Source organism: Billgrantia gudaonensis, from assembly GCF_900100195.1.
GTDB lineage: Bacteria > Pseudomonadota > Gammaproteobacteria > Pseudomonadales > Halomonadaceae > Halomonas > Halomonas gudaonensis.
In genome coordinates this window covers 99,235-126,189 of the sequence record NZ_FNES01000013.1, presented here as the reverse complement: position 1 = coordinate 126,189, position 26,955 = coordinate 99,235, and the positions used below count along the sequence as shown (strand labels likewise).

General features: G+C 65.9%; 27 protein-coding genes. 14 read left to right on the top strand and 13 right to left on the bottom strand.

The features are described 5' to 3' along the window. The coding region (locus BLP96_RS14950; protein ID WP_089687612.1) for an IS110 family RNA-guided transposase at positions 1-929 on the bottom strand (929 nt) is incomplete at its 3' end. Between the two features lie 491 nt (positions 930-1,420). Here BLP96_RS14950 and BLP96_RS14945 point away from each other — a divergent pair. The 3 genes from BLP96_RS14945 (at position 1,421) to BLP96_RS14935 (ending at position 2,976) form a co-directional block, all read left to right on the top strand. Then, complete coding sequence (locus tag BLP96_RS14945; RefSeq protein ID WP_089687609.1) at positions 1,421-1,879, top strand: DUF411 domain-containing protein; 459 nt, start codon at positions 1,421-1,423, stop codon at positions 1,877-1,879. Between the two features lie 169 nt (positions 1,880-2,048). Then, on the top strand, positions 2,049-2,489 hold the full coding sequence (locus BLP96_RS14940; RefSeq protein WP_089687606.1) for a VOC family protein: 441 nt from the start codon (positions 2,049-2,051) through the stop codon (positions 2,487-2,489). 31 nt (positions 2,490-2,520) lie between these two features. Continuing rightward, a complete protein-coding gene (locus BLP96_RS14935; RefSeq protein ID WP_089687603.1) occupies positions 2,521-2,976 on the top strand; it encodes an META domain-containing protein in 456 nt (151 codons plus the stop codon). Between the two features lie 246 nt (positions 2,977-3,222). On the opposite strand, the gene BLP96_RS14930 is transcribed toward BLP96_RS14935, so the two are convergent. From BLP96_RS14930 to BLP96_RS14920, 3 genes are all read right to left on the bottom strand, one after another. After that, positions 3,223-6,201 carry a valine--tRNA ligase gene (locus BLP96_RS14930; RefSeq protein WP_089687600.1) on the bottom strand — a complete coding sequence of 993 codons (2,979 nt, stop codon included), beginning with the start codon at positions 6,199-6,201 and terminating at the stop codon, positions 3,223-3,225. A gap of 315 nt (positions 6,202-6,516) precedes the next feature. Then, on the bottom strand, positions 6,517-6,957 hold the full coding sequence (locus BLP96_RS14925) for a DNA polymerase III subunit chi (protein WP_089687596.1): 441 nt from the start codon (positions 6,955-6,957) through the stop codon (positions 6,517-6,519). Next, positions 6,954-8,480 (bottom strand): leucyl aminopeptidase, encoded by a 1,527-nt coding sequence (locus BLP96_RS14920; RefSeq protein ID WP_089687593.1) that lies wholly within the window; start codon positions 8,478-8,480, stop codon positions 6,954-6,956. Before BLP96_RS14920 ends, BLP96_RS14925 begins: the two co-directional genes overlap by 4 nt. A gap of 115 nt (positions 8,481-8,595) precedes the next feature. Here BLP96_RS14920 and lptF point away from each other — a divergent pair, with 115 nt between their 5' ends. The 10 genes from lptF (at position 8,596) to BLP96_RS20595 (ending at position 17,846) form a co-directional block, all read left to right on the top strand. Continuing rightward, positions 8,596-9,678 carry an LPS export ABC transporter permease LptF gene (gene lptF, locus BLP96_RS14915; RefSeq protein ID WP_089687590.1) on the top strand — a complete coding sequence of 361 codons (1,083 nt, stop codon included), beginning with the start codon at positions 8,596-8,598 and terminating at the stop codon, positions 9,676-9,678. Then, positions 9,675-10,739, top strand: coding sequence for an LPS export ABC transporter permease LptG (lptG, locus tag BLP96_RS14910; protein ID WP_089687587.1), 1,065 nt, complete (start codon positions 9,675-9,677; stop codon positions 10,737-10,739). Before lptF ends, lptG begins: the two co-directional genes overlap by 4 nt. A gap of 17 nt (positions 10,740-10,756) precedes the next feature. Next, on the top strand, positions 10,757-11,224 hold the full coding sequence (locus BLP96_RS14905) for an RDD family protein (RefSeq protein ID WP_089687584.1): 468 nt from the start codon (positions 10,757-10,759) through the stop codon (positions 11,222-11,224). A 106-nt stretch (positions 11,225-11,330) separates the two neighbouring features. Further along, complete coding sequence (locus tag BLP96_RS14900) at positions 11,331-11,537, top strand: (2Fe-2S)-binding protein (RefSeq protein WP_089687580.1); 207 nt, start codon at positions 11,331-11,333, stop codon at positions 11,535-11,537. Positions 11,538-11,752: 215 nt separating this feature from the next. Continuing rightward, positions 11,753-12,235: a bacterioferritin gene (bfr, locus tag BLP96_RS14895; RefSeq protein WP_089687578.1), complete on the top strand. Its 483-nt coding sequence runs from the start codon at positions 11,753-11,755 to the stop codon at positions 12,233-12,235. 234 nt (positions 12,236-12,469) lie between these two features. Next, on the top strand, positions 12,470-13,456 hold the full coding sequence (locus BLP96_RS14890; protein WP_089687649.1) for an ABC transporter substrate-binding protein: 987 nt from the start codon (positions 12,470-12,472) through the stop codon (positions 13,454-13,456). A 2-nt stretch (positions 13,457-13,458) separates the two neighbouring features. Further along, complete coding sequence (locus tag BLP96_RS14885) at positions 13,459-15,159, top strand: ABC transporter permease (RefSeq protein WP_089687575.1); 1,701 nt, start codon at positions 13,459-13,461, stop codon at positions 15,157-15,159. Next, positions 15,147-16,193 (top strand): ABC transporter ATP-binding protein, encoded by a 1,047-nt coding sequence (locus tag BLP96_RS14880; protein ID WP_089687572.1) that lies wholly within the window; start codon positions 15,147-15,149, stop codon positions 16,191-16,193. The genes BLP96_RS14885 and BLP96_RS14880 overlap by 13 nt, the downstream gene beginning before the upstream one ends. After that, positions 16,190-17,233, top strand: a complete 1,044-nt coding sequence (locus BLP96_RS14875; protein WP_089687569.1) for an MBL fold metallo-hydrolase — start codon at positions 16,190-16,192, stop codon at positions 17,231-17,233. The genes BLP96_RS14880 and BLP96_RS14875 overlap by 4 nt, the downstream gene beginning before the upstream one ends. Further along, positions 17,220-17,846, top strand: a complete 627-nt coding sequence (locus tag BLP96_RS20595) for a histidine phosphatase family protein (protein ID WP_089687566.1) — start codon at positions 17,220-17,222, stop codon at positions 17,844-17,846. Before BLP96_RS14875 ends, BLP96_RS20595 begins: the two co-directional genes overlap by 14 nt. Here BLP96_RS20595 and BLP96_RS14865 read toward each other — a convergent pair. From BLP96_RS14865 to BLP96_RS14855, 3 genes are read right to left on the bottom strand one after another with little or no spacing between them, the layout of a single operon-like run. Then, entirely contained in the window at positions 17,750-17,974 is a 225-nt protein-coding gene (locus BLP96_RS14865; protein WP_089687563.1) for a DUF1653 domain-containing protein, read from the bottom strand. The two genes, BLP96_RS20595 and BLP96_RS14865, sit on opposite strands and share 97 nt — an antisense overlap. Before the next feature lie 55 nt (positions 17,975-18,029). Next, positions 18,030-18,872, bottom strand: a complete 843-nt coding sequence (tcdA, locus tag BLP96_RS14860; RefSeq protein ID WP_089687560.1) for a tRNA cyclic N6-threonylcarbamoyladenosine(37) synthase TcdA — start codon at positions 18,870-18,872, stop codon at positions 18,030-18,032. Then, entirely contained in the window at positions 18,869-19,648 is a 780-nt protein-coding gene (locus BLP96_RS14855; RefSeq protein WP_176761536.1) for a pseudouridine synthase, read from the bottom strand. Before BLP96_RS14855 ends, tcdA begins: the two co-directional genes overlap by 4 nt. A gap of 213 nt (positions 19,649-19,861) precedes the next feature. Between BLP96_RS14855 and BLP96_RS14850 the strand changes: the two genes are divergently transcribed. Then, complete coding sequence (locus tag BLP96_RS14850; RefSeq protein ID WP_245682277.1) at positions 19,862-21,592, top strand: bifunctional diguanylate cyclase/phosphodiesterase; 1,731 nt, start codon at positions 19,862-19,864, stop codon at positions 21,590-21,592. On the opposite strand, the gene phnE (BLP96_RS14845) is transcribed toward BLP96_RS14850, so the two are convergent. The 6 genes from phnE (BLP96_RS14845) to BLP96_RS14820 form a co-directional block, all read right to left on the bottom strand. Next, positions 21,585-22,418, bottom strand: a complete 834-nt coding sequence (gene phnE, locus BLP96_RS14845) for a phosphonate ABC transporter, permease protein PhnE (RefSeq protein ID WP_089687554.1) — start codon at positions 22,416-22,418, stop codon at positions 21,585-21,587. The two genes, BLP96_RS14850 and phnE (BLP96_RS14845), sit on opposite strands and share 8 nt — an antisense overlap. After that, complete coding sequence (gene phnE / locus BLP96_RS14840; RefSeq protein WP_089687551.1) at positions 22,415-23,224, bottom strand: phosphonate ABC transporter, permease protein PhnE; 810 nt, start codon at positions 23,222-23,224, stop codon at positions 22,415-22,417. The genes phnE (BLP96_RS14845) and phnE (BLP96_RS14840) overlap by 4 nt, the downstream gene beginning before the upstream one ends. Beyond that, entirely contained in the window at positions 23,221-24,057 is an 837-nt protein-coding gene (gene phnC, locus BLP96_RS14835; RefSeq protein WP_089687548.1) for a phosphonate ABC transporter ATP-binding protein, read from the bottom strand. Before phnC ends, phnE (BLP96_RS14840) begins: the two co-directional genes overlap by 4 nt. Positions 24,058-24,125: 68 nt before the next feature. Further along, a complete protein-coding gene (phnD, locus tag BLP96_RS14830; protein WP_089687545.1) occupies positions 24,126-25,100 on the bottom strand; it encodes a phosphate/phosphite/phosphonate ABC transporter substrate-binding protein in 975 nt (324 codons plus the stop codon). A 124-nt stretch (positions 25,101-25,224) separates the two neighbouring features. Further along, positions 25,225-25,767, bottom strand: a complete 543-nt coding sequence (locus BLP96_RS14825; protein ID WP_089687542.1) for a phosphatase PAP2 family protein — start codon at positions 25,765-25,767, stop codon at positions 25,225-25,227. Further along, on the bottom strand, positions 25,739-26,902 hold the full coding sequence (locus tag BLP96_RS14820) for a glycosyltransferase family 4 protein (RefSeq protein ID WP_089687539.1): 1,164 nt from the start codon (positions 26,900-26,902) through the stop codon (positions 25,739-25,741). Before BLP96_RS14820 ends, BLP96_RS14825 begins: the two co-directional genes overlap by 29 nt. Positions 26,903-26,955 lie beyond the last annotated feature (53 nt).

Sequence of the window (26,955 nt, the reverse complement as noted above, 5' to 3'; positions counted from 1 at the left end):
GCGATGTGGATCAGCTTCCGCATCGCCGCCCCCAAGGCCGCCATTTTGCTCTTGCCGTTTGTTATAAGCCGCTGGTATAGCGCCGAGATATCCGGATTTCGCCTCAGCCCGACGACGGCTGCCATGTACAGGCTCTGACGCAGTTTCGGATTGCCGGCTTTCGACAAGCGGGGACGTCCCCGTACGGAGCTACCCGATTCCCAACTGATGGGCACGAGTCCCGCAAACGCCGCGGCCTGGCGGGCGCTTTCGAAAACGCGGCTACGCAGCATCGCCAACAGTCGTAGAGATACCGCAGGGCCAACGCTGGGAATCGTTTGCAGCAAGGCGCGATCCTGCTTCAAGCCAGGGTGCTGATCGAGGTGGTCATCGACCTCCTGCTGGAGACGATCCCGCTCACGCGTCAATGCCATCAGGATGTCATCGATCGAGCGGAGGATATCGGTTGCCATGGCGAACTCGGCTTTCTCGCGCCGGTTTCGCTCACGCTGAATGTCCTTGTCCAGGGCATCGAGTCTCGCTGCCAGCGCCTTGAGCTTGCGCACTTCCTCGGGCTCTGGCTGCCAGGCTTTGGGACGTTGCGTCGCGCCATACTGGGCCAGCACCACACTGTCCTTCTTATCCGTTTTGCCACGTACCCCCAGGCTGCGGGAGAAATCGCGCACCTGTGCCGGGTTGAGGACATATACCTGAATGCCAGCAGCATGCAGCCAATACGCGAGCGTTTCGTGATAGATACCGGTGGCTTCCATCAACACATGCAACTGATCCTGTGGCTCTCCCGTCTGGTGTTCGAGCCATTCAAGCAAGCGGGGAAAGACCTGCCGACGATTGGGGAACACCCGGGTCTTGACCTTGCCGGTCGCCACATCGCGCAGCCAGGCGCAGTCGATCTTCTGCTTGCTGACGTCGATACCGATCACTGCCATGCTCTCGTCGCCTTTCCTTGTTCGTGCAGCCTCACTCCAGGTCAGGAGGGGCTTGGATACCATTCAAGCTATCGAGATAGAGGGCATCAGGGGGCATAATCTAGGTCCCAGGCTATAACGCCTCAGGCTTTGTGGATGCTCACCCTGATGCCAAGGCCTGCTGGTAGCTAATCAACAAGCCCGGAGAGACACAAGGCTTTGTCCGAAAACTGGCTGCGCTCGACCATACGGCGTTAAAAATCGGCTCGTGCGCGAGTCCGATCAAAGTACTCATTTACAGCGCGTAAACTCGCGTGCGAGCCCAGTCCGCCTTCTCACCGATTTTTGCCTTGCCTGGCCTTCGCTCGCCGACTTTTCAGACAACGCCTAAGCTGGCGGTGGTCGGCCACCGCTGAGGATAGCATGCCGGCAATCGGCTATTGGCAAGCGACGCGACTCTTGTCAGGATTCAGGCAACGGCTGTGGCCGCATTCTTTACCTGGAGGTTTGTCATGACCCATCGTTCCTTGCCTCGTCGGCTGTGCTCGATGCTTGCCGCTTCGCTCGGGCTGTTCGCTACCACCGTTTGGGCCGGCCCGCTGGTGGAGATGCACAAGGATCCCAACTGCGGTTGCTGCACCGCCTGGGCCGAGCACCTGGAAGCCGCCGGCTTCGACGTCGAGGTTCACGACACCGACGACATGCGTGCGGTGAAGATCGAGCATGGCCTCACGCCCGAACTCGCTTCCTGCCACACGGCCACCGTCGAGGGCTATGTCATCGAGGGGCACGTGCCGGCGGCCGACATCGAGCGCCTGCTCGAGGAGAAGCCCGACGTGGCCGGGCTCGCCGTGCCGGGTATGCCCCACGGCTCGCCGGGCATGGAGACCGGGCGCCAAGACGACTATGCCGTGCTGAGCTGGCAGCGCGACGAGCGCAAGCCGGAAATCTTCAACGAGTACACTCATTAAGCAAGCCGAGAAGGGCCATCGTTGGCGAGGTGACGTGAGGGGCGCCGGGGACAGGGCGAATGTAGCGCCCAGGGAGGGGTTAACAGCGCCTCCTCGCAGCCCTGTCGACGGATCAGCCCCGAGCGACACCGCCAACGGCGAGCCCCCTGACCCGAGAAAGGAGTCGACCATGCAGTACCTGCACACCATGGTGCGCGTCAGCGATCTGGATGCCTCGCTGCACTTCTATTGCGACCTGCTGGGCCTCAAGGAGGTACGTCGCAAGGAGAACGAGAAGGGGCGTTTCACTCTCGTCTTCCTGGCCGCGCCGGAAGACGAGGCGCGTTCCGCCGAGCTCAAGGCACCGGAGCTGGAGCTGACCTGGAACTGGGATCCCGAGGAGTACACCGGCGGACGCAATTTCGGCCACCTGGCCTACCGTGTCGACGACATCTACGCCTTGTGTCAGCACCTTCAGGACAACGGCGTGACCATCAACCGCCCACCCCGCGACGGCCACATGGCCTTCGTGAAAAGCCCCGATGGCATCTCCGTGGAGCTGCTGCAGAAGGGCGAACCCCAGGCGCCGAAGGAGCCGTGGGCGTCCATGGAGAATACCGGCACCTGGTAAGCCGGGGCCAAGCGAGGGAAGGAGCCGAACGATGATCGAGCTGAGACCGGCGGGGCTTTTCCTGCTGTTGCTGACGACCCTGCTGCTCGGTGCCTGTGGGGGCGGGCCGGCTCCCGATGCCCGCCTGCCGGCTGACGATGACGACGTGGCCGGCCCCGTGGTGGGGCCGCGCTGGAATCTGCTGCTGGTGGGCACCGACGAGCGCCTGTCGATGCCCGAGACGCCCCACTTCACCGTCTCCGGCGATGGCCGGGTGAGCGGCAGCGATGGCTGCAACCGCCTCACCGGCCAGGTACAGTTCGGCGCAGGCAAGCGCGTCGAGTTTTCCGAACTCGCCACCACCCGACGCGCTTGTCCCGAGGCCGACGATGCCCAGCGCGTCACTGACATGCTGGAGAACGCCTACCGCTACCTGATCGACCACGACCGGCTGGTGTTCTTCGGCCCCGACCAGCGGGTGCTGGGAGGGTGGCGACGCGCCGACTGAGAAAACCTGGGTTCACTACTGCGCTCGATATCCTGGCCGCCGGCGGTGCCGAGGCGTCGGACCGCCGGTGTGCCGGACCACGCCATCCTCATGTAGCAGGCTACCCTCCGGTGGCTGCGCTCCGGCTGCGGCCAGCCTCTCTGCCTCTCTCGCTCGTGACGCGAAACCAGGCTTCCTCCCAGTGATATCCGTCTCATACAGAAACGGCCCGCCGAAGCGGGCCGTCGTATCGTCATGCTGGGACTGTTAGAGCGCAGCGATCTTGTCGCGCTGTTCGGCGAGCACGCGGCGGGCGGCTTGGAAATCGGCCAGCTTGCCGCGTTCCTTCTCCACCACCTCGGCCGGCGCCTTGGCGACGAAACTGTCGTTGCCAAGCTTCTTCTCGACGGCGCCGATCAGCTTGTCCTGCTTGTCGATCTCCTTGGCCAGGCGGGCGAGCTCCGCCTCCTTGTCGATCAGCCCGGCCATGGGCACCAGCACTTCCATGTCGCCCACCAGCTGCGTGGCGGAAAGCGGTGCCTGCTCGGGGTCGTCGAGCCACACGGCGCTCTCGAGCTTGGCCAGCTTGGCGAGGAAGGGGCGGTTGGCCTCGAGGCGTTCGCGGTCGCTCGCACTGCCCTTGGTGAGCAGCACTTCCAGCGGCTTGCCCGGAGCGATGTTCATTTCGGCACGCACGTTGCGCACGGCGACGATCACGCCCTTGAGCCAGGCGATGTCGCGGCCGGCAGCCTCGTCGAGCTTGTCGTCTTCGGCCTGCGGCCAGGGCTGGACCATGATCGACTCGCTGCCGTCGCCAGTGGCGGTGCCGGCGAGCGGCGCCACGCGCTGCCAGATCTCCTCGGTGATGAAGGGCATCATCGGATGGGCGAGACGCAGGATCGCCTCCAGCACGCGCACCAGCGTTCGGCGGGTGCCGCGCTTGGCCGCAGCGCTCGCCTGCTCGTCCCACAGCACCGGCTTGGAGAGCTCCAGGTACCAGTCGCAGTACTCGTTCCACAGGAAGTCGTAGAGCGCCTGGGCGGCCTGGTCGAAGCGGTATTCCTGCATCGCTCGGGTCACCTGCGACTCGGTGCGCTGCAGCTCGGAGACGATCCAGCGGTCGGCCAGCGACAGCTCCACGGGCTCGTCGTCGTTGGCCCCGCAGTCCTGGCCTTCGGCGTTCATCAGCACGTAGCGCGAGGCGTTCCACAGCTTGTTGCAGAAGTTGCGGTAGCCGTCCAGGCGGCCCATGTCGAACTTGATGTCGCGCCCGGTGGTGGCCTGGGAGAGGAAGGTGAAGCGCAGCGCGTCGGTGCCGTGGGGCTCGATGCCCTCCGGAAACTCGTCGCGGGTCGCCTTGGCGATGGCCTTGGCCTTCTGCGGCTGCATGAGGCTGCCGGTGCGCTTCTCGACCAGGTTCTCCAGGTCGATGCCGTCGATCAGGTCGATGGGGTCGAGCACGTTGCCCTTCGACTTGGACATCTTCTGACCCTGGCCGTCGCGCACCAGGCCATGCACGTAGACCTGCTTGAAGGGCACCTCGCCGGTGAACTTCAGCGTCAGCATGATCATCCGCGCGACCCAGAAGAAGATGATGTCGAAACCCGTCACCAGCACGCTGGAGGGATGGAAGGTGCGGAAGTCCTCGCCGCGTTCGGGCCAGCCGAGTGTGGCGAAGGTCCACAGCCCCGAGCTGAACCAGGTGTCGAGCACGTCATCGTCCTGGGTGAGGCGGGGCACGCCGAGCTTCTCCATGGTGGTCAGCGCATCCGAGGTCAGCTCGGGGGTGCCACCGAGCAGCTGGTCGAAAGAGCGCAGGCGCATGGCGGTGTCGAAATCGCCCTGCTCGTGCTCGATGAAGTCCGCCAACTCTTGCAGGTACTGGCGAGTCGCCTCGACCTCGTTGCGCGCCACGAAGACGTTGCCGTCGATGTCGTACCAGGCCGGGATGCGGTGGCCCCACCACAGCTGGCGCGAGATGCACCAGTCCTGCAGGTCGCGCATCCAGGCGAAGTACATGTTCTCGTAGTTCTTGGGCACGAACTCGATGTCGCCGTTCTCGACGGCCTCGATGGCGGGTTTCGCCAGGCTCTCCACGGCGACGAACCACTGGTCGGTGAGCAGCGGCTCGATGACGTCACCGGAGCGGTCGCCGTAGGGCAGGGTGTTGCTGACCGTTTCCACCTGCTCGAGTAGCCCGGCGGCCTCCATGTCGGCGACGATGCGCTTACGCGCTTCGAACCGGTCGAGGCCAGCGTAGGCTTCGGGCAGGGTGGTGTCGATGTCGGGCAGCGGCCGACCCTGAAAGTCGAAGGCCTCGGCCCGGGGCAGAATCGCCGCGTCCTGGGTGAAGACGTTGATCAGCGGGAGGTTCTGACGGCGGCCCACTTCGTAGTCGTTGAAGTCGTGGGCGGGGGTGATCTTCACGCACCCGGAGCCCTTCTCCATGTCGGCGTGCTCGTCGGCGACGATGGGAATCCGGCGACCCACCAGCGGCAGCTCGACGAACTTGCCCACCAGCGAGGCGTAACGCGGGTCTTCCGGGTTGACCGCCACGCCGGTGTCGCCGAGCAGGGTCTCGGGGCGGGTGGTGGCGACCACCAGGTGGTCGAGACCCGCATCGGTCTTGACGCCGTCGGCGAGCGGGTAGCGGAAGTGCCAGAACTGCCCTTGCTGGTCGCGGTTCTCCACCTCGAGGTCGGAGATGGCCGTGTGCAGGGTGGGGTCCCAGTTGACCAGGCGCTTGCCACGATAGATCAGCCCTTCGCTGTAGAGGCGCACGAAGACTTCCTGCACCGCTTTGTAGAAGCCGTCGTCCATGGTGAAGCGCTCGCGGCTCCAGTCGACGCTGGCCCCCATGCGGCGCAGTTGGCGGGTGATGTGGCCGCCGGATTCGTGCTTCCACTCCCACACCTTGTCGATGAAGGCCTCGCGGCCCAGGTCGTGGCGGCTCTTGCCCTCTTCGGCGGCGACCTTGCGCTCCACCAGCATCTGGGTGGCGATGCCGGCGTGGTCGGTGCCCACCTGCCACAGGGTGTTGTGGCCCTGCATGCGTTTCCAGCGGATCAGGGTGTCCATGATGGTGTCCTGGAACGCATGACCCATGTGCAGGCTGCCGGTGACGTTGGGCGGCGGGATCATGATCGAGAAAGGCTTACCCTCGCCGGACGGGACGAAGCGGCCGTCGGCTTCCCAGCGCTCGTACCAGCGGGATTCGATCTGCTCGGGTTGGTAGGTCTTGTCCATGGGCGTTCCGGGTCGAAGTAAAAGGGTGGCAACGAGGCACGGCGCGCGCCGCCCATGGGCGGCGGCACGGTGCGGGGTGTGAAAAATGGGTTCGATTATAGCCCGTTGCGACGGTCGGCGTCATGGGCGTGGAATGTGGAGACAAGGCTACTGATGTCTGAAGAGAGAGGCGTCGGGGCAGCTTCGCCATCGGGGCTGATCCGGGGGCAGCCCTTCGAGGAGGCGCTGTGAACCCATCCCTGGGCGCTACCGATACCATCCCTGGCATCGGACCTCCTCTCCGGCCTGCCCCCGGCGCCCCTTGCTTTGACGGCATCAACCGCGCAGTTGATGCGCCTTCACCGGATAGCCGCGCTGCTTGTAGGTCTGCCAGCAGGCGCGCTTGGCGGTGAGCACCTGCTGATGCTGGTTGATGATCTCGGCGACTCGCTCGAAGCGCGAGAACCACTCCGGGATGTCCGGGGCCAGGTTGAGCATGGCGGTGCGGGCCTCGGGGTGAGGTTCGGGCGGGCCCGCGTGGCCGATGGTCACCGCCACGCTGTCGGCCATGTCGCTGCCCAGCCGGGCGTGGGGCAGGTAGGCATCGGGCCGGAAGGTCCACAGCCGCTCGTCGAGGTCGGCCGCCATGGCGTCGTCCTCGGCGTGCAGGTGCAGCCGGTAGCCCTTGCCGTGGATGGTCTCGGCCAGCCGGCAGGCGAAGCCGAGACGCGCCTCCAGCGTCGTGTCGGGCAGGATGTAGAAGTCGATGCGGGTCACAGCTCGTTGCCGTTCTCCACGCTGCGCGACTCCTCCTCGCGGTCCAGCAGATACTGGGTGAGCAGCCCTACCGGTCGGCCGGTGGCGCCCTTCTGCTTGCCCGAGTGCCAGGCGGTGCCGGCGATGTCGAGGTGTGCCCAGGGGAACTTGTCCGCGAAGCGCGACAGGAAGCAGCCGGCGGTGATGGTGCCCGCCGGACGGCCGCCGATGTTGGCCAAGTCGGCGAAGTTGGAATCGAGCTGCTCCTGGTATTCGTCCCACAGTGGCAGATGCCAGGCGCGGTCCCAGGCCGTCTCGCCGGCGTCGAGCAGGTCCAGTGCCAGGTCGTCGTCGTTGGCGAGCAGCCCCGTGGCATGGTGGCCCAAGGCGATGATGGCGGCGCCGGTGAGAGTGGCGATGTCAACCACGCTGGCGGGCTCGAAACGCTCGGCGTAGGTCAGGGCGTCGCACAGCACCAGGCGGCCTTCGGCATCGGTGTTGAGCACCTCCACGGAGAGCCCCTTGAGTGTCTTGATGATGTCGCCGGGCTTGGTGGCACGGCCGTCGGGCATGTTCTCGGCGGCGGCGACGATGGCCACCAGATTGAGCTTGGGCCGGAGTGCCAGCACGCTCCGAACGGTGCCGAACACGCTGGCGGCACCGCACATGTCGAACTTCATCTCGTCCATCGCCTCGCCGGGCTTGAGCGAGATACCGCCGGTATCGAAGGTGATGCCCTTGCCGACCAGCACGTGGGGCGCCTCGTCAGCACTCTCGGCGCCCTGGTAGCGCATCACGATCAGTCGTGAGGGCTCGGCGCTGCCACGCCCCACGGCGAGCAGGCTGTGGGCGCCCAGGCGCTCCAGCGCCTCTTCGTCGAGCACTTCCACCGAGAGTGCCCCGTCGGACTCTTCGCCCAGCTGCTCGGCTCGCTCGGCCAGGTAGCGGGGCGTGCAAACGTTGCCCGGCAGGTTGCCCAGGGTGCGGGTCAGGCTGACTCCTTTGCCGATGGCGTCGCCCACTTGGGCACCCTGCTTGGCAGCCTGGCTGTCGCCGCCTTCGCTGACCAGCAGGGTCACGCGGGCCAGACGCGGCGGGGCCTCCGGTTCGGTCTTGAATTCGGTGAAGCGGTAGACGGCGCGGTGTGCGGCTTCGGCGACCATGCGGGCCTTCCAGTCGCAGCCGCGCTCGCCGATCGGCACATCGGTGAAGGCCACCGCGGCATCGTCCACGGCGAGTTTCGCCAGCGAGCCGAAGGCGGCATCCAGTGCCTTGCGGAAGGCACCTTCCTGGCACTTGTCGCGGCTACCCAGCCCCACCAGCAACAGGCGGTCGGCACCCAGGCCGGGAGCGAAGGGAATCAACTGCACGTTACCCAACTTGGCCTCGAAATCGCCGCGCTCGATCAACTGCCCGATGAGTCGCTCACTGGCGTCGTCGAGCTTGGCGGCAGCGGGCAGCAGCTCGCCGTCGGTGAACACCGGTAATACCAGGCAGGCCGTCTCGACCTTGGCAGGATTGGCCGTCTGAACGGGGAATTCCATGGTGACTCCACAAGACAAGCGAAGGGGGATTCTGGATAATGCCGGCACGGCCCTAGGCCCGTGCCGAATCACCCCAGTGTACCCAAGGCATGGCTCCAATGCATAAAAGCGCTGCATGATCGTCTTTCGTTATCTGACCCGTGAGATCCTGCTGACCATGGCGGCGGTGGCCGGCGTGCTGTTGCTGGTGATCATGGGCAGTCGCTTCATCCGCTACTTCTCGAATGCCGCCGAAGGCGAGATTCCCGTCAGCATTCTCGGCACCCTGATGCTTTTCCACCTGCCGGGCTTTCTCGAGCTGATTCTGCCGCTCGCCTTCTTCCTGGGCATTCTGCTCGCCTATGGCCAGCTCTATCTCAACAGCGAGATCACCGTGCTGGTGGCCTGCGGAACCAGCCCCATGCGCCTGCTTCAGGTGAGCCTGGTGCCGGCCTGCGTGGTGGCCGTGCTGGTGGGATTGTGCAGCCTGTGGCTGACCCCGGCCGGCGCCCTGCACAACGAGCAATTGCTGGAAGAGCAACGCAGCCGCCTGGATTTCACGTCGCTGGCGCCGGGCCGGTTTCAGGACTTCGGTGGCGGGCGCACCGCCTATACCGAAAGTTTCGATGACGATCGCAGCCACATGCAGGAAGTCTTCATCAGCGAGCGCCAGCGGCGCCGTGACGGCACGCCGGAGAGCGCCGTGACGCGTGCTGCCAGCGGCTACCAGACCGTGGACGAGGACACCGGGAGTCGGTTCCTGGTGCTGGAGAACGGTGAGCGCTACAGCGTCGAGCCGGGTCGTCACGAGGCCGAGCGCCTCGAGTTCGCCACTTATGCGGTGCGTCTCTCGCGGGCCGGCGAGGGCGCCGAGCTGGCTTCCCCCGAGTATGCCTCCACGGCGGCGTTGCTCGACGATGACGATACGCGTGCCCAGGCGCAGCTGCAGTGGCGGCTGTCGCTGCCCGTGATGGTGTTCGTTCTGACGCTGCTGGCGATGCCGCTGTCGCGAGTCAACCCCCGTCAGGGGCGCTTCGCCAAGCTGTTGCCGGCGGTATTCCTGCACGTCTGCTACCTGAGCCTGTTGCTCGCAGCGCTGGATGCCATCGGGCGTGGCTCGCTGTCGGTGGCGGTGGGCATGTGGCCCATACATGGCGCCTTTTTGCTGCTCGGTCTCGGTTTGATGGCGCATGCCCAGCGCCGGGGGATGGCGGGATGATCGCCGACCGCCTCGACCGCTACATCGCCCGCAACGTGTTGGGGGCCATCATCGTGGTGCAGGTCGTGCTGCTGGGGCTCGACCTCGTCATTACCTACATCAACGATCTGGAAGACGTGGCTGGCGACTATGGCGCCTTCCAGGTGCTTCAGTACCTCTTGATGCGCCTGCCCTGGCGTTTCTACCAATATGCGCCAGTGGGCGTGCTGATCGGCGCGTTGATCGGTCTGGGTAGCATGGCGTCGAGCAACGAACTCACCGTGATGCGGGCTGCCGGCCGTTCGTTGGCCCGCATCCTGTGGGGCGTCATGAAACCGGTGCTGGTGGTGGTGGTCGTGCTGCTGCTGGTCGCCGAGTACGTGAGCCCACGTACCGAGCAGTTCGCCAGTGCCTGGCGCCTCGAGAAACTGCAGGGGGAGGGGGCCGTGCTGACCCAGCAGGGTGGCTGGCAGCGAGAAGGCGACAGCATCTATCGTTTCGGTGCCATTCGTGCCGACGACACCGTGCTCGATCTGACGCGCTATCGTTTCGACGGGCACACCCTGCAGGATGCCATGGTGGCCCAGCGGGCGATCTGGCATGACGGCGCCTGGCGGCTCGAGAACGTAGCCATCACGCATTTCCACGCTGAGCGTACCGAAGTCGAGCGTCATGACAGCCTGGCCTGGCAAACGCAACTGACTCCTGCCCAGCTCAATCGCCTGCTGCGGGAGGTGGAAAGCCAGGCGCCCAGTGAACTGTGGGCCTATGCCAGTTACTTGCGCAGCCAGAATCTGGAAGCCACCCAGCCGCTGCTCTACTTCTGGCAGAAGCTACTGATGCCGCTGACCATGGCATCGCTGGTGCTGGTGGCCGCCTCCTTCGTGTTCGGGCCGTTGCGCACCGTGGCGGCGGGCACGCGGGTGTTCTATGGCGTGGTGACCGGGTTGGTGTTCAAGTACCTGCAGGATCTGCTGGCACCGGCCTCCACGGTCTGGGGGTTTTCACCGATCTGGGCGGTGCTGGGGCCGACCCTGCTGTGCGTCGTGCTGGGGCTGTACCTATTACGGCGCAGCGGGTAATACGGGAGACAAAGGATATGCCGCGACGCTTCGACCATCTCGACGACGTCTGGCCCGCGGGCCTGGGCCGGCGGCTGGGGGCCATGCTCTACGATGCCTTTCTGGTGGCGGCGATCTGGTTGCTGGTGACGGTGGCACACGTGATGGTCGTGCGCTTCGGCTTCGGGCTGCAGGCCGAGGCGGTCGGCACCGGCTGGCTGCAGCGCGGGACACTGCAACTGCTGCTGCTTGCCAGTGGTTTCGGCTTCTTCGCCTTCTGTTGGCGGCGCGGTGGCATGACCCTGGGCATGCAGGCATGGCGACTGCGCGTACAGACCGAGGATGGCCGGCCCATCTCGCTGGGACAGAGCCTGGTGCGCTACGTCGTGGCGTGGCTGTCGTGCGCCGCGTTCGGGCTCGGCTACCTATGGGTGCTGTTCGATGCCGAGCGTCGCAGCTGGCCCGATATCGTTTCCGGCACGCGCACCGTGGTGTTGCCCAAGTAAAGCACCTTCCAGAGATGACCCTGATCATTTTTTCATCGATTGGGGGTTGCACTACGCCATGCGAATCATTTACATTCGATCTCGCAACGATTGGCGAGGTGCTGCAATGTACGTGTGTATCTGCAAGGGCGTGACCGACCACCGAATCCGCGAGTCCGTCGAGGGCGGCGCCCGCAGCTGGCGCGAGGTTCAGGCCGAGACGGGTTGCGGCACCCAGTGCGGCAAGTGTGCCTGCACGGCCAAACACATCACGCGTGAAGCCATCGTCAACGAGATGTCGGCCGCCGTGGACGACTTGGCCTACGCGGTCTGATGCCGCGCGGCCTCATGGCGGACCCGAGAGGGCTGCAGCATCGATAGCCAATTCTTCTCATTCTAGTTGCGTTTCTCCCAACCCTTTGTCATGTTTGGACTTTTTGCTCTCAGTAGACAATACTGGGGGTGTTCGACGTGCCGCAGAGAACGGTGCTACGTTTCAGCCTGACGTTTCAGGATCGGTCCAAGACGCAATGAAGAGGGAGACGCACCATGAAAGGTGATGCCAAGGTCATCGAGCATCTCAACAAGGCCCTGGGTGCCGAGCTGGTCGCCATCAATCAGTATTTCCTGCATGCCAAGATGTATCAGGATTGGGGCCTCACCAAGCTGGGCAAGTGGGAGTACGACGAGTCCATCGAGGAGATGCAGCACGCGGAGAAGCTGATCGACCGCATCCTCTTCCTCGAGGGCGTTCCCAATCTGCAGGATCTCGGCAAGCTGCACATCGGCGAGAACGTCCGTGAAATGCTGGAGTGCGACCTCAAGATCGAGCACGAGGGACGCAAGGGTTACATCGAGGCGATTGCCTATTGCGAAACGGTACAGGACTACGTGACTCGCGATCTGTTGCGTGACCTGCTGGCCGACGAAGAGGGGCACATCGACCACATCGAGACCGAGCTCGGCCTGATCGACAAGGTCGGCATCGAGAACTACCTGCACAAGCAGATGCAGGAAGCCGGCGAAGAGTAACGCCGACACCGCCGCCTCCGACCACACCTGCGCCCGCATCGATCTCGTCGATGCGGGCGCTGCCATTTTGGGTGCGATGCCGACTCCGGCCTTTTGGTCCTGGCCGCTCCAAAGCGCCAACCATGCCTGCCATTGCCCATTCAGGCCGTTTGCCGAATGAAGACCGACTGTCACGGTGCTGTAAGGCGATGACGGTAATGTCGATGGGGTTCACTCATCGGAGGTGTTCCCATGATGCCGAAACGCTCCTTGGTATCCGCGCTTGCCTTATCTTCAGTGCTTGCTGGCCTGGCCTTTCCGGCTATCGGCAGCGAGACGCTGGTGCTCTACACCAGCCAGCCCAACGGTGACGCCCAGCAGACCGTCGACGCCTTCCAGGCCGCCCATCCCGACATCGAAGTGGAGTGGGTTCGCGATGGCACCACTCGTCTGATGACTCGTTTGCGCTCCGAGCTTTCCGCCGGCGTCAGCAATCCCGACGTGCTGCTGATCGCCGACAGCATGACCATGGAGTCGCTCAAGCAGGAAGGGCACTTGCAGCCCTACCTGAGCCCCGAGCGCGAAGCCTACGATGCTGGGCTGTACGATGCGGAGGGTCACTACTACGGCACCAAGCTGATTACCACGGGCATCGTCTACAACACCGGTGCCACGCACCAGCCGCAAAGCTGGGCAGAGCTCACCCAACCGCGATACGCAGGGCAGGTGACCATGCCGAGCCCGCTCTACTCCGGCGCTGCATTGATTCACATGGCGACGCTCAGCGAACACCCCGAACTGGGCGAGGACTACTACGAAGCACTGCACGACAACCGCGTCGAGGCCCAGGGTGGCAATGGCGGCGTGTTCAATGCCGTGGCCGCGGGCACCAAACCCTACGGCGTCGTGGTGGACTTTCTGCCGATTCGCGAGGCGGCCAAGGGCTCGCCGGTGGCCTTCGTATTCCCCGAAGAGGGCGTGAGCGCCGTGACCGAGCCGGTGGCCATCATGCAGGGAGCCGACAACCTCGATGCGGCGCGGAAGTTCGTCGATTTCGTTCTCTCGCAGGAGGGGCAGCAGCTGGTGAGCGATCAGGGCTATCTGCCAGCGCACCCCGAGGTGGCGCCGCCGGAGGGCTTTCCGGCCCGCGACGACATCGACCTGATGCCGCTCGATGTCGAAAGCGCGCTGGCCAGGGAGGCCGAGCTCAAGGAGCGCTTCAGCGACCTGTTCGGTAGTTGATCATGAGGCTCAGCCTCACCCATGGCAGCCAGCAGCGCTGGCTGCTCACCCTGCTGACGACCGTCATCGTGGCGTTCAGCTTGACGCCCAGTCTGCGCCTGCTGGTGGAGGCGCTGGGCGACCTGGCCCAGGGCAGCGAGGCGCCGCTGTGGCGGGTGCTGCAGGCCGAGGGTACCTGGCGGGCGCTATGGCACAGCTTCTACACCTCGGCTCTGGGCATGCTGATCGCGCTGGTGCTGGGCAGCCTGTTCGCGTTCGTGATCACCCTCACGGACATTCGCGGCAAGCCGTGGCTGGTGTTCTGCTTCATGCTGCCGATGATGATCCCGCCGCAGGTCACCGCGCTCAGCTGGCTGCAGCTGTTCGGGCCTGCCAGTCCGCTGCTCAAGAGCATCGGGCTGGCTCCGCCGCTGGGCAGCCCGCAGCCGCTCCACTCGGCACAGGGCATTGCCTTGCTGCTGGGGATCCAGAGCGCACCGCTGGTGTTCCTGGCGCTGCGCACCTCGCTGCTCTCGCTGCCACGCGAACTGGTCGAGGCGGCGCGAATCAGCGGTGCGAGTCAGACCCAGGTGTGGGGGCAGATCGTTCTGCCGCTCACTCGCAGCGGGCTGATCGCCGGGGGCGCCATGGCCTTCATCTCGGGCCTGGGGAACTTCGGCATTCCCGCCATGCTGGGCATTCCCGCGGGTTACTACGTGCTGCCGACCCTGATCTACCAGCGCATGGCCAGCTTCGGCACCGGCGTGCTGGCGGAGATGGCCTCCCTTTCGCTGCTGATCGGTGCGCTGGCGCTGGCCGGTGTGGCACTTCAGCAGGCGTGGATGAAGCGCAGCCGCTTCGGCCTCGTGGGCCATGGCGGGCGTGCCCACGACTTTGCGCTGGGGCGCTGGCGCGGGGGCGTGACCGCGCTATTGGTGGCATTGCTGGTGGCGATTCTCGTCGCGCCGCTGGCGGCCCTGGTGGTGAGTTCGCTGGTTCCCGCCATGGGCGTGCCGCTCACCTGGGAAACGCTCACCCTGAATGCCTATCACGAGGTGATCGCCCGCCAGGGTGCGACCTGGCGGGCGGTGCGCAACAGCCTGTGGCTGGCGGGCGGTGCCGCGCTGGTGCTGATGCTGTGCAGCCTGCCGCTGGCCTACCGCATGCAACGCTTGCCCCGGCGCTGGCAGAGCCTGGCATTGAGTGCCATCGAACTGCCCTATGCGCTGCCGGGCGTGGTGTTGGCGGTAGCTTGCATCCTGCTTTTCGTGCGCCCCATCCCGCTCATTGGCGTGGCGCTCTACGGCACCCTCGGATTGATCTTCATCGCCTATCTGGCGCGCTTCCTGGTGGTGTGTTTCAAGCCGGTGGCTGCCGGTCTTTCCCAGCTCGACCCTTCGCTGGAGGAGGCTGCCCAACTCGCGGGTGCCGGTCCCTGGCGGCGTCTGAGTGGCATCGTACTGCCGCTGGTGGCGCCAGCGCTGTTTGCCGGCGGGCTGCTGGTATTCCTGATGGCGGTCAACGAGCTGACCGTCTCGGCGCTGCTGTGGAGTGCCGGCAACGAGACCCTGGGGGTGATGATCTTCAACCTGGACGAAGGCGGCGAGAGCGTGCTGGCCGCTGCGGTTTCGGTGCTGGTGGTAGCGATGGTCGCTGCGCTGATGCTCTGCCTGAGCCTGCTGGCGCCGCGCCTGCCCAAGGGAGTCGTACCATGGCAGGATTGACGATCGATCGCGTCACCAAGCGTTTCGGCGAGCAGCGCGCCGTCGATGCACTCTCCCTGGACGTCGAACCAGGTGAGTTCGTCGCCCTGCTCGGTCCCAGCGGTTGCGGCAAGACCACCATGCTGCGCATGCTGGCCGGCTTCGAGTCGCTCAGCGAGGGTGAGATCCATCTGGGAGGGCGCCTTCTGGCCGGCCTGGACCAGCATGTGCCGCCGGAGCAGCGCAACATGGCCATGGTGTTCCAGTCGTATGCCTTGTGGCCGCACATGAGCGTGGCCGACAACGTCGGCTACCCGCTCAAGCTGCGCCGCCGGAGCGGCGAGGCCTATCAGCGTCAGGTGGCGAAGGCGCTGGCCATGGTGGCTCTGGAGCCCTACGCCCAGCGTTCGCCACAGGAGCTGAGCGGCGGCCAGCGACAGCGCGTGGCACTGGCGCGCTGTCTGGTCACCGACCCCGACGTCGTACTGCTCGACGAACCGCTGGCCAATCTCGACCGTCACTTGCGCGCGGCGATGGAGCAGAGCTTTCGCGATTTCCATCGCCGTACCCGGGCCACCCTGGTCTATGTCACTCATGACCAGAGCGAGGCCATGGCGCTGGCGGACCGGATCGCGGTCATGCGGGAAGGTCGGCTGGAGCAGTGGGCCACGCCGCAAACGCTCTATCGCCGGCCGCGGTCTACCTGGGTGGCGAGCTTCATCGGCCAGGGCAGCCAACTGAAGGTGGCTGCGGGGCGGCCGGGACAGCGCCTGGAGGAGGCCACCCTGATGCGGGGGCTCGCCGCCATTGCCACCGAGCGCACCCAGACGGTGCTGGTGCGGCCGGAGCACGTCACGGTATTGCCCGATTCCTCTTCCTTCCACGCCCTGCGCGCGCGAGTGGAAGGCGTGACCTTCCGCGGCGAACGTTACGAGTTGCACCTCTGCCTAGAAAGCGGTGAAGCGCTAATGGCCTATCATCACGAAGCTCTCACCGAAGGGCAGAAGGTGGGCTTGACGCTGCATGAGGGCTGGTGCCTGGAGCCCGATGCATGAGCCCGCGCATCGAGGTGCTCAGCGGGCTGGGCGACAAGTCGCCTGCGGCCATCCTGGTCGAGGCCGAGGGCAAGCGTCTGCTGCTCGACGCCGGCGGCGCCCTGCATTCGGGGCAGTCGACGGCCTGGGTCGATGGGCTGGACGTCGATGCCGTGCTGATCAGTCACGACCACTTCGATCATATCGGTGCTGTTGCGGAGTTGCCGGCCGAGCTGCCGCTCTATTGCACCGCCGTGGTGGCGGCAGCGCTGCCGGGCGGGCGCGAGTGGCGAGCGCTGCCCGAGCGCGGTCAGTGCCGCATTGAGGGTATTCCAGTGACCACCGGCCACGCCGGGCACTCGCTCGGTGGCGTATGGTTGCATCTGGGCATCGGTAGCGGGGTGTTCTACAGCGGCGATGCCTGCCTGGAGTCGCAACTCTTTCCCTTCGACATGCCGCCGCCCGCCCGCATTGCCCTGCTGGATGCCTCCTACGGTCGCTACGATACGCCCCAGGCGCAATGTCGTGCGGCCATTGCGCGGAGCTTGACCGGGCCGCGGGTGCTGCCGGTACCGTTATCCGGCCGGGGGCTGGAAATGGCGCTGTGGCTCGATGCCCACGCCGAGCGGCTGGGGATTGCCTGGAACCTGGACGCCGCTTGCCGTCAGGCGCTCGAACAGCTATTGCGCTTGCCAGGTTCGCTGCGTAGGGATGCGCATGATGCGACCATTCGCCGGCTGCTCGATGCGCCGCGCGTGGGCTCCCCCGAACTGTGGCTGGTGGAGGACTGCGACGACGATCCACAGGACTGGCCCGAGCACCGGCTGCTGCATACGGGGTATCTCACTCCCCGCCGACAGCGCCAGAAGGCCGACGGCGAAGTCGACTGGCTGCGCTGGAACGTTCACCTGCGGCTCACCCACATGCGGGGGCTCACGAATCGCTTGGGGGCCGAGCGCGTCATCCCTCTCTTTACCCGCGAGGTACGCGCGGTGGGCGAGTTGCTGACTGCGACAGAAGAGCCTGCCATGTCGGAGGAGGGTAGCGATGCTGCTGGCTAAGCCCTTCGTGTTCATGCGTCACGGGGAAACGCGGCTGAATCGTCAGCGACGCATCGGCGGGCGCACCGACGTGCCACTGACCGCCCTTGGCGAGGCTCAGGCCCGGCAGGCCGCCACCTGGCTCGCCAGACCCTGGAGCCGGGTCGCGACCAGTACCTTGCAGCGCGCCTGGCGAACCGCCGAGCTGGCGGTTCCCGGTGAGGAAGCGATGCGCATCGGTGGACTCGATGAGCGTGACTGGGGGCGGCTGGAAGAGCAGGCGTTCGAGCGACAGACTCCCTACGAGGCCACACCCCCAGGCGGCGAGAGCTGGGTCTGCTTCCAGTCGCGGGTCTTGGCGGCGCTGAATGGGGTGTTGGCCCATGATGTCCTGCCGCTGGTGGTGGCGCATTCCGGTGTCTTCCGGGTGATTCGTGCTCAGCTTTTCGGAAATCCGGATGGCGTGAGACTTCCCAATGCGGTCCCGTTTCTGATCCATCCTGGTCCACAAGGGTGGCAGGTGCGTCTCTATTCGACTCAGAACGCTTTCTCGCGCTCGAAGCGTGGCACGGGTTCGCCCTGCACCTCGACGGTTTCGTTGAAGTCCTCCAGCGGTCGCACCCACAGACCGTAGTCGCCGTAGAGGGCACGGTAGACGACCAGCGGCTCCTCGGTCTCGCTGTGGTGGGCCACGCCGAGGACCTCGTAGCGGTTGCCCTTGTAGTGGCAGTAGATACCGGGGACGGGGTGGGGCTGCGTCATGTCAAGCTCCGGGATGTGACACGGTTGACGATAGGCTCTTGCCACGATCATCCAGTCAGAGGACGGTTTCGCCGTCGTGGCTGGCGGTGGCCTGCCTGGCCAGTCTGGCCAGCACCCGCGAGGCGGCCACGAAGCCGAAGCTGCCGGTGACGAAGGTGGCAGCACCGAAGCCCGAAGCGCAGTCGAGCCGCGTGGACTCGTTCGAGCCGGGCTTCTCGAAGCACACTTCACCGTTGGCGGCAGGATAGACCAGCTGTTCGTCAGAGTAGACGCATTCCACCGCAAAGCGTCGCTTGGGGTTGCGCGAGAAGCCGTAGTCGCGGCGCAGACGGGCGCGCACCTTGGCCAGCAGCGGATCGTGTTCGGTGCGCGTTAGGTCCGCCGTGCGGATGCGGGTAGGGTCGGTCTGGCCGCCGGCGGCGCCGGTGACGGTGATCGGCAGCTTGTGGCGCCGGCACCAGGCGATCAGAGCCGCCTTGGCCGCCACGCTGTCGATGGCGTCCACCACGTGGTCGGCATCCTGCGGCAGCCGCGTGGCCAGGTTGGTGGGGGTGACGAAGGCGGTGTCGGCCACCACTTCGATGCCGGGCTGGATGGCACGGCAGCGTTCGGCGAGCACCTCGACCTTGGGACGGCCGATGGTGCCGTCCAGGGCGTGCAGTTGGCGGTTGACGTTCGATACGCAGACGTCGTCGAGATCGATCAACGTGAGCCTGCCGATGCCGGAGCGTGCCAGCGCCTCGACGGCCCAACTGCCCACGCCGCCCACGCCGACCACCACCACGTGAGCCGAACGGAATCGCTCGGCGGCGCGCTGACCGTAGAGGCGGCGGATGCCGCCGAAGCGTAGCGCGTGGTCGTCCGGGGCGTGGGGGATAGCCTGGGGCAGTTCGGTCATGGCGTGATCGGTTCCACGGTGGGTTCGGCAAGGGTGTCGCGGTGGACGCGATCCACCGGCAGGTGGCCGCTCCAGCCGAAGCGTTCGAACAGGCGGCTCATGGGCGCGTCCAGGCCGGCGTTCACCCTCAGGCGGCAGGCGTCCACGGGATGTTCGAAGTCCAGCTCGACGGCGGCCAGCAGCAGGCGCGGGGCGTCCAGGCGGTCGGCGAAGAAACGGTTGTGAATGCTCTTGCCGTGCTTGGCATCGCCGACGATTGGATAGCCACGCCGTGACAGGTGGCGGCGAATCTGGTGGCGACGGCCAGTCAGCGGGCGCGCTTCCATCAGCGAGTAGCGGGCGCGCGGGTAGCGGTCCACCGCTATCGGCAGCTCCACGCTGTCCAGGCGGCGTACCTCGGTGATGGCAGGCTGGGCAGGCATCTCCGCCTTGGGTCGGCGGCCGTCCTCCTCGCGCAGTGGATAGTCCAGAGATGCGGTCTCGGGGCCGATGCCGCGCACCACGGCCAGGTAGCGTTTGGTCACCCGGCGTTCGGTGAACGCTGCGCCGAGCCGGGAGGCACTTTCGGGGTCGAGGGCGAACACCATCACGCCGGAGGTGGGTCGGTCGAGTCGGTGTACCGGATAGACGCGCCGGCCCAGCCTGTCGCGCAGCCGCTGCACCAGGAATTCGCGCTCGCCGCGGGCCAGGTCGGTGCGGTGCACCAGCAGTCCTGCCGGCTTGTGCACGACGACCAGGTGCGCGTCGTCATGGAGTATCCGCAGCTCGTCGATCATGTGTCGTCCGTTCCCTTCGCGAAGGGCGCTCATTGTCGCCGTCTGGGGGTGACTTGTCATCCGGCGCGGGCGTTCAGCCATCGTGAGTATCGAGGCACAAGCGGCCATTCCGAGCGATCCACCGTGGGCCGACCGGCGCCATGGCGTTGCTGTCATACCCATGTCACGGTGGTGTCGCATTCTCTTCGCACGACCATGATGCAGGGAAGAGCCATGACGACGGAGGGCGATGCACTCAGAGCGATCATCGAGGGTGAGCGGCTGGTGGTGCATTTCCAGCCCATCGTCGATGCCGGGCGTCGGACGATTCACGGCTACGAGGCGCTGGCGCGCGGTCCCGAGGGATCGCCCCTGCGTTCGCCGGTACGCCTGTTCGACGTGGCCATGCACGCCGGCCTGCTGGTGGAGCTGGACCTATTGTGCCGGCGCCTGGCGATTCAGCGCTTCGTGACGCTGGGTCTGCCGGGGCAGCTGTTTCTCAACGTCATGCCGGCCACCATCGTCGAGCGCGACTTTCGGGAAGGTCTCACCCTGCGGTTTCTGCACGAGGTGGGATTGGCGCCGAACCGGGTGGTGATCGAGCTCACCGAGCACATGCCGATCCACGACTACGCTTTGATGCGCCAGGCGGTGGCCCACTACCGCGAGATGGGCTTCCAGGTGGCGCTGGACGACCTCGGCGCAGGGCACTCCAGCCTGCGGCACTGGTCGGAGCTGCGGCCGGACTTCGTCAAGCTCGACCGTCATTTCGTCGCGGGTATCGACCAGGCGCCGGCCAAGCGCGAATTCCTGCGCTCGATTCTCGACGTGGCGCGCAGCCTGGATTGCCAGCTGATCGCCGAGGGCATCGAGACCGAGCAGGAGCATCGCTGTCTATGGGAACTCGATCGTGGCCTGTCGCTGCTGCAGGGCTATTTCTTCGCGCGGCCCAGCGAAGCGCCACCGCACAACGTCTCCCATCTGCTACCCGCCCATGCGACGCCGTGCCAGGAGCCCGCGCGCTGCGCCTGTTCCATCACCCGTGCGATTGCCGCCGTGCCGCCAGACATGCCCGTGCCGGCGTTGGTGGAGCGCTTTCGCCGCCATCCGTCGCTGCGCTGCGTGCCCGTCGTGGACCGTGGGCGGCCGCTGGGAGTGGTGCGGCGCAACGCCTTTCTGATGCTGTTCACCAACCCGTTCAGCCATTCGCTCTATGCCAAGCGCCAGGTGCGGGAACTGGCCGATACGCAGATGCTGGTGGCCGCCGCCGACACGCCGTTGGCCAAGCTCAGCCAGCGAGTGACCGCCGGGGACGATGGCCAGCAGGAAGACTTCGTGATCGTCGACGGTGACGGCAACTATCGAGGCATGGGCAATATCGTCGACCTGCTGCGCGAGATCACCGCGATACAGGTTCGGCAGGCCCGGCATGCCAACCCGCTGACCGGTCTGCCGGGCAATATCCTGATCAACGAGACCCTGGCCCGGTGGCTGGAGCGCGGCGAGGCCTTCACGGCGGTCTACTGCGACCTGGACCACTTCAAGGCGTTCAACGACGCCTACGGCTATGCCCGTGGCGACCGGGTGATCATCGCCGTGGCCAGCCTGCTGCAGACCCAGGCGGACGAGGCCGATTTCGTCGGCCACGTGGGTGGGGACGACTTCGTGCTGTTGCTGGAGGATGCCAGCTGGCGCGATACCTGTCGTCGCATCCTCGAGGCCTTCGCTGCCATCGCTCCGGACTTCTACGACGATGCCGACCGTCGCGCCGGCGGCATCCATCTCGAGAATCGCCAGGGCGTCGAGACCTTCTTTCCCATCGTCAGCGTGTCGCTGGCGGCCCGCCCGGTACCGGCCGGGACGCAGGACATGGCGCTGGATATCGCCACGGAGCTTTCCGACCTCAAGAAACAGGCCAAGAAGCAGCCGGGTAACAGCCTGTTCGTGGATCGTCGCATCAGATGAGTGCGTGACGCAGCCGCGCCGAGACCGCTTCGCTCACCACTACCGTGGCGAGAATCACGACCAGGATGGTCGCCACCTGGGACCAGGCCAGCGTATCGATAGACGACTGCAGTTTCATGCCGATGCCGCCGGCGCCCACCAGGCCGAGGATGGTGCTTTCACGGATGTTGATGTCCCAGCGGAACACCGAGATGCCCCAGAAGGCGGGCAGCACCTGGGGCACGATGCCGTAGTGGATGATTTGGGAGCGGCTGGCGCCGGTGGCGGTGACGGCCTCGATCTGGCGAACGTCGGTTTCCTCGATGGCCTCGTAGAGCAGCTTGCCGACGAAGCCGATGGAGCGCAGGGCGATGGCCACGATGCCCGCCAGAAGGCCCGGCCCGATGATGGCCACCAGCAGCAGTGCCCAGATCAGCGAGTTGATCGAGCGCGAGGTGACGATCACCAGCAGCGCCACGGGTCTCACCAGCAGCTTCGAGGGCGTCGTGTTGGCTGCCGCCAGAAAGGCCACCGGTACCGCCAGAATGACGCCCCCCAGGGTGCCCAGGGTCGCGATGTTGAGTGTGTCCCACAGCGGTGCCAGCAGCTCGGGCAGGTAGTCGAGCCGTGGCGGGAACATGCGGCTACCGATGTCGGCCGCCTGACTCGGCGCGTCGGCGACGAAGACCCACATCGTGCCGGCGTTCATCACCTGCCAGCACCAAACGAAGAGTGCCACCAGGGCCAGCCAGCCGGCCCACAGCGCCAGCCGCGCCTTGGGCGTACGGAAGGACCACACTTGAGCGTAGTGGGTCGGCTCGCTGGCGGTCGGATCGAGTCGGGTCATTGCAGATATTTCCTCAGATGACTGGAGCTGTACTCCACCAGCATGACGATGGCGATGACGATCAGCAGGATGGCGCCGGCACTGTCGTATTCGTAGCGGTCGATGGCGGTGTTGAGGGTGGCGCCGATGCCACCGGCGCCGACGATGCCGATCACCGCGCTCTCGCGGAAGTTGATGTCCAGGCGGTAGAGCGACAGGCCGATCAGCCGCGGCATCACCTGGGGCTGCACGGCGTAGTGGATCAGCTGCCACCAGCTGGCGCCGGTGGCGCGGATCGCCTCGGCCTGGCTGGCGTCGATCTCCTCGATGTCGTCGGCGAGCAGCTTGGCGAGGAAGCCAATGGAGGCGAAGGCCAAGGTCACGAAGCCGGCGAAGGGACCGAAGCCGAACATGGCCACCAGGAAGATGGCGATGATGACTTCCTGGAGCGAGCGACTCACCGCGATGATCGCACGACACACCAGGTAGACGGGTTGCGGTACCAGGTTACGGGCCGCGCCGATGCCGATGGGCACCGAGACGAGAATGCCCACCACGGTGGCGGTCAGCGTCATGGTGAGGCTTTCGATCAGACCCTGACGAATGTCGCTCCAGCGGCTCACGAAGTCGGGCTGCAAGAAGCCCTGCATGAAACGCGCGCCGCGCTCCAGGCCCTCGACGACCCGCGACACGTCGACCTCCAGCGAGCCTACGGCCAGCACCAGGTAGGCCAGGATGGCCAGCTGCAATGCCAGGCGCCAGCCGCGGTGAGTGAAGATCTGCGGGGGACGGCGCCAGCGACGCGGATAGTGGCCGGCTCCAGTCATCCGGCACCTCCCGCCAGCGTCAGGCGACTGGCCTGCTCGGCGGCCTCATCCTCTTCATGGTCTTGGCGCATGGCGGTCCAGTCCTCGGCACCGTAGATGTCGGTGAGCACGGCTTCGGTCAATGCGTCGGGACTGCCGTCGAACACCAGCTCGCCGCTGCGCAGGCCGATGATGCGGTCCACGAACTGCTGTGCCAGGGGAACGTCGTGGATGTTGACGATGGTCGGCAGGTTGCGTTCCGCGCCGATTTCGGTGATCAAGCGCATGATCTGCCGGCTGGTCTTGGGATCGAGGCTCGCCGTCGGTTCATCCACCAGCAGCAGTTCCGGCTCCTGGGCGAGGGCGCGGGCGATACCCACTCGCTGGCGTTGGCCCCCGGAGAGGGCATCGGCGCGCTTGTCGGCATGGTCGAGCAGCCCCACCCGGTCGAGCAGGCGGTAGGCGTTCTCGATGTCGCGGCCCGGAAAGCGTCGCGTGAAGCTGCGCCAGAAAGGCACGTAGCCCAACCGTCCGGAGAGCACGTTCTCCATCACGGTGAGGCGCTCCACCAGGGCGTACTCCTGGAAGATCATGCCGATGCGACGACGCGCGCGACGCAGGTCGCGGCTACCCAGGGCGGCGAGGTCGGTGTCGCCGAGGTGGATTGCGCCGCTCGTCGGCTCCACCAGACGGTTGATGCAGCGGATCAGCGTCGACTTGCCGGCGCCTGAGGGGCCGATGAGACCCAGCGTCTGACCTTGCGGTACGCGGAAAGAAACGTCGCGCAGGGCCTTGTCGCCGGAGGCGCCGCTTCTGGAACCATAGGTCTTGGAGAGTCGTTGAATGTCTAGCACGGAAGTCTCCGCAATGAACGCAAAAGGCGGGCGGCCAGGCCGCCCGCGAGCTCGCATGGAGAGAGGGCTCAGTTGCAGTCGTATTCGACCCCGTTGGCTTCGTCGATCTGGCGAATCACCGCCCAGTGCTCTTTGAAGGAGATGGGGATGAACTGCTCCTCGCCGTTGCGACCGAACTCCTCGGCCAGTGCACTGCCTTCCCAGTCGAAGCTGAAGAAGGCTTCCTGGATCGCCTCCTGAAGCTCCGGTGCCAGGTTGTAGACGGTGCCGTAGCCAGTGGTGGGGAAGGTATCGGACTGATAAAGCACTTCCACCTGGTCGGCCTCGATCACGCCGCGGTCGATCATGCGGTTCTTTACCGAATTGGCGACGGTGGCGACTTCATAGTCCTCATTGGCTACGCCGAGCACGGAGTTGTCGTGCTTGCCGGAGAAGTCGACCTCGTAGTCTTCGCCGGAGGTCATGCCGAATTCCGAGGCCATCAACGCGGTGGGCGCCTTGAAGCCGGAATTGGAGGTTTCCGAGGTATGGGTGAGGGTACGGCCGCGGATGTCTTCCACTTCGCGCACTTCCGAACCCGGGTAGGTAATGATCTCCATCTCGTAACCGAAGGAGCCATCCTCGGCTGCCATCATGGCGAAGGGGCGGAAGCCGGCACAAGCCACGGCAAGAGGGTTGGAGCCGGTATTGAAGCCGGCCACGTGCAGGCGTCCGGCACGCATCGCCTCGATCTGGGCGGCGTTGGACTGCACCGGGAAGAATTGCACCTCCTTGCCGGTGACTTCCTCCATGTGCTCGAGAAAGCCGGCCCAGACCTCGGCATAGACGGCCGGGTCCTCCACCGGGGTGTAGGCGAACACCAGGGTGTCCGGGTCGAGCCACTGCGATTCGTCCTCGGGGACGTCGGCCACCAAGTCACCGTCGGCATCGTTGTAGCGTTCGCTCAGCGCGAAGTCGGCGTGGGCCGAGGAGAGGCCCATGAAGACGGCACTGGCGGCGAAAGCGGCGCCGAACAGGGTACGGTTGGGGATAACGCAACGCATGCTGTCACCTGTGGTTGTGGGGGTGAATGACACCTTCGATGCTGGTCGGCATCGATGACAGGGGCGTGTCGGCGACATGACGATGGGGTGACGAAGCGATGACGGTGGAATGTCCCGGCCTGCCTCACCCGGCCAGCGCCAGGCTGGCCACGGCGAAGGCGTAGCCGATGGCCGCGCCGGCGAGTACGTCGCTCATGTAGTGCAGCCCCAACCCCACCCGCGACACCGCAATCATCAGCGCCAGCGGCACCAGCCAGGGCAGCAGTGCCGGCGCGTGGTGCGCGGTGAGGACGCAGAACAGCACCGCGTGCATGGTGTGGCCGCTGGGGAAGCTGTAGCGGTCGCGAGCCGGTTCGCGGCAGGTGATGCGTGCGCCGAAGGTGATGAAGGGGCGTTCGCGGCACAGTCGCGTCTTGAGTGCTCGATAGACGACGATGGCCAATAGGGCGGTGAGCGTGTACTGCGCCATACGGGCGTAGCCTTGGGAACCGTGAAGCCACGGCTGGGCGGCGATCAGCGCCACCCATACCGGCCAGTCGCCGAGCTTGCTGGCCAGGCGTAGCGTGCCGAGCCAGGGGCGATAGAGACTGAAGCGGGCAATGCGCTGGCACAGCTGCCACTCCAGCAGGTCGAGGCGGTCAAACACCGCAGGGGCGCGCGGTTTCATGGTCTCTCTCCCGGACATGGTCGATAACGGCGAGGAAGGCATCGGTGATGGCCGGCCAGCGATATTCCAGCGCACGCTGCCGGGCGGCGCGGCCAAGACGAGCGAAGCGGGCCGGTTGCTGAGAGAGCGCCACTGCAGCATCCCGAAAGCTCGTCTCATCGCCGGGGATGATGGCCAGACCATGGTGATCGTGGCCGATCAGCTCGGCGGCCGCGGCGTGGCGATAGGCGACCACCGCCAGGCCGCTGGCCATGGCTTCCAAGACCACGTTGCCCCAAGTCTCCGACAGCGAGGGGAATACGAACAGGTCGGCACTGGCGTAATAGCGCGGCAGCGCCTCGCGGGATACGAAGCCGGTGAAGTGCGCATCGGGCAGCGCCGTCTCGAGGCGTGCCCGGGCCGGACCGTCGCCGACGATCACCAGTGCCATGTCGGGCCGGGCCTCGAGCAGGGCGCGAAAGGTCTCTTCGAGCAGCGTCAGGTTCTTCTCCCAGGCCAGCCGACCGACGTAGAGGGCGACCGGGGTATGGTCGTCGACGCCCCACCGGGTGCGCAGCCGAGAGTCGCGGTGGGCTGGCGAGAAGCGTTCGCCGTCGATGCCGCGGCCCATCACGGCCAGGCGCTGGAAGCCTTGACCGTGCAGGCTCTGCACTTGGGCATGGGTCGGCACCAGGGTGGCCGCACAGCCGTTGTGAAAGCGGCGAAGCGCGCTTAGCAGGACCGGTTCCAGCCACGGTAGGCCGTAATCGTGACAGTAGTGATCGAAGTTGGTATGCCAGCCGGCGACGACGGGGATGCCGAGGCGGTGGGCGATTCGGCGGGCCGACCAGCCCAGCGGGCCCTGGGTGGCGAGATAGACCGCGTCGGGTCGCTGCCGTTGCCACAGGCTTTGCAGTCGCCGCGGCGCGGGCAGGCCGATTCGGACTTCCCGATAGCCAGGCAGGGACACGCCGCGCACCTGAAGCTCCGCCTGCATGCCCGCCGCCCGCTGGAACCGAACGCCCTGCGATGGTCCTGGTCGCACCAACTGGAGCTCGACACCGCGGCCGTGCAGCTCGTCGGCCAGGTGGCTGAGCGTGTGGGCGACGCCATTGATGTCGGGTGCCCAGGTTTCGCTGACCAGACAGATGCGCATGACGACCTCGTGGGTGATCTTCTCACTGCGAGGCTGCCGGCTTCGCGTGACGC

Excerpts from the sequence above, each read along its gene's own strand:
- BLP96_RS14945 (WP_089687609.1), top strand. The coding sequence starts at position 1,421 with ATGACCCATCGTTCCTTGCCTCGTCGGCTGTGCTCGATGCTTGCCGCT.
- BLP96_RS14940 (WP_089687606.1), top strand. The coding sequence starts at position 2,049 with ATGCAGTACCTGCACACCATGGTGCGCGTCAGCGATCTGGATGCCTCG.
- BLP96_RS14935 (WP_089687603.1), top strand. The coding sequence starts at position 2,521 with ATGATCGAGCTGAGACCGGCGGGGCTTTTCCTGCTGTTGCTGACGACC.
- BLP96_RS14930 (WP_089687600.1), bottom strand. The coding sequence starts at position 6,201 with ATGGACAAGACCTACCAACCCGAGCAGATCGAATCCCGCTGGTACGAG.
- BLP96_RS14920 (WP_089687593.1), bottom strand. The coding sequence starts at position 8,480 with ATGGAATTCCCCGTTCAGACGGCCAATCCTGCCAAGGTCGAGACGGCC.
- lptF (WP_089687590.1), top strand. The coding sequence starts at position 8,596 with ATGATCGTCTTTCGTTATCTGACCCGTGAGATCCTGCTGACCATGGCG.
- lptG (WP_089687587.1), top strand. The coding sequence starts at position 9,675 with ATGATCGCCGACCGCCTCGACCGCTACATCGCCCGCAACGTGTTGGGG.
- BLP96_RS14905 (WP_089687584.1), top strand. The coding sequence starts at position 10,757 with ATGCCGCGACGCTTCGACCATCTCGACGACGTCTGGCCCGCGGGCCTG.
- BLP96_RS14900 (WP_089687580.1), top strand. The coding sequence starts at position 11,331 with ATGTACGTGTGTATCTGCAAGGGCGTGACCGACCACCGAATCCGCGAG.
- bfr (WP_089687578.1), top strand. The coding sequence starts at position 11,753 with ATGAAAGGTGATGCCAAGGTCATCGAGCATCTCAACAAGGCCCTGGGT.
- BLP96_RS14890 (WP_089687649.1), top strand. The coding sequence starts at position 12,470 with ATGCCGAAACGCTCCTTGGTATCCGCGCTTGCCTTATCTTCAGTGCTT.
- BLP96_RS14885 (WP_089687575.1), top strand. The coding sequence starts at position 13,459 with ATGAGGCTCAGCCTCACCCATGGCAGCCAGCAGCGCTGGCTGCTCACC.
- BLP96_RS14880 (WP_089687572.1), top strand. The coding sequence starts at position 15,147 with ATGGCAGGATTGACGATCGATCGCGTCACCAAGCGTTTCGGCGAGCAG.
- BLP96_RS14875 (WP_089687569.1), top strand. The coding sequence starts at position 16,190 with ATGAGCCCGCGCATCGAGGTGCTCAGCGGGCTGGGCGACAAGTCGCCT.
- BLP96_RS20595 (WP_089687566.1), top strand. The coding sequence starts at position 17,220 with ATGCTGCTGGCTAAGCCCTTCGTGTTCATGCGTCACGGGGAAACGCGG.
- BLP96_RS14865 (WP_089687563.1), bottom strand. The coding sequence starts at position 17,974 with ATGACGCAGCCCCACCCCGTCCCCGGTATCTACTGCCACTACAAGGGC.
- tcdA (WP_089687560.1), bottom strand. The coding sequence starts at position 18,872 with ATGACCGAACTGCCCCAGGCTATCCCCCACGCCCCGGACGACCACGCG.
- BLP96_RS14855 (WP_176761536.1), bottom strand. The coding sequence starts at position 19,648 with ATGATCGACGAGCTGCGGATACTCCATGACGACGCGCACCTGGTCGTC.
- BLP96_RS14850 (WP_245682277.1), top strand. The coding sequence starts at position 19,862 with ATGACGACGGAGGGCGATGCACTCAGAGCGATCATCGAGGGTGAGCGG.
- phnE (WP_089687554.1), bottom strand. The coding sequence starts at position 22,418 with ATGACCCGACTCGATCCGACCGCCAGCGAGCCGACCCACTACGCTCAA.
- phnE (WP_089687551.1), bottom strand. The coding sequence starts at position 23,224 with ATGACTGGAGCCGGCCACTATCCGCGTCGCTGGCGCCGTCCCCCGCAG.
- phnD (WP_089687545.1), bottom strand. The coding sequence starts at position 25,100 with ATGCGTTGCGTTATCCCCAACCGTACCCTGTTCGGCGCCGCTTTCGCC.
- BLP96_RS14825 (WP_089687542.1), bottom strand. The coding sequence starts at position 25,767 with ATGAAACCGCGCGCCCCTGCGGTGTTTGACCGCCTCGACCTGCTGGAG.
- BLP96_RS14820 (WP_089687539.1), bottom strand. The coding sequence starts at position 26,902 with ATGCGCATCTGTCTGGTCAGCGAAACCTGGGCACCCGACATCAATGGC.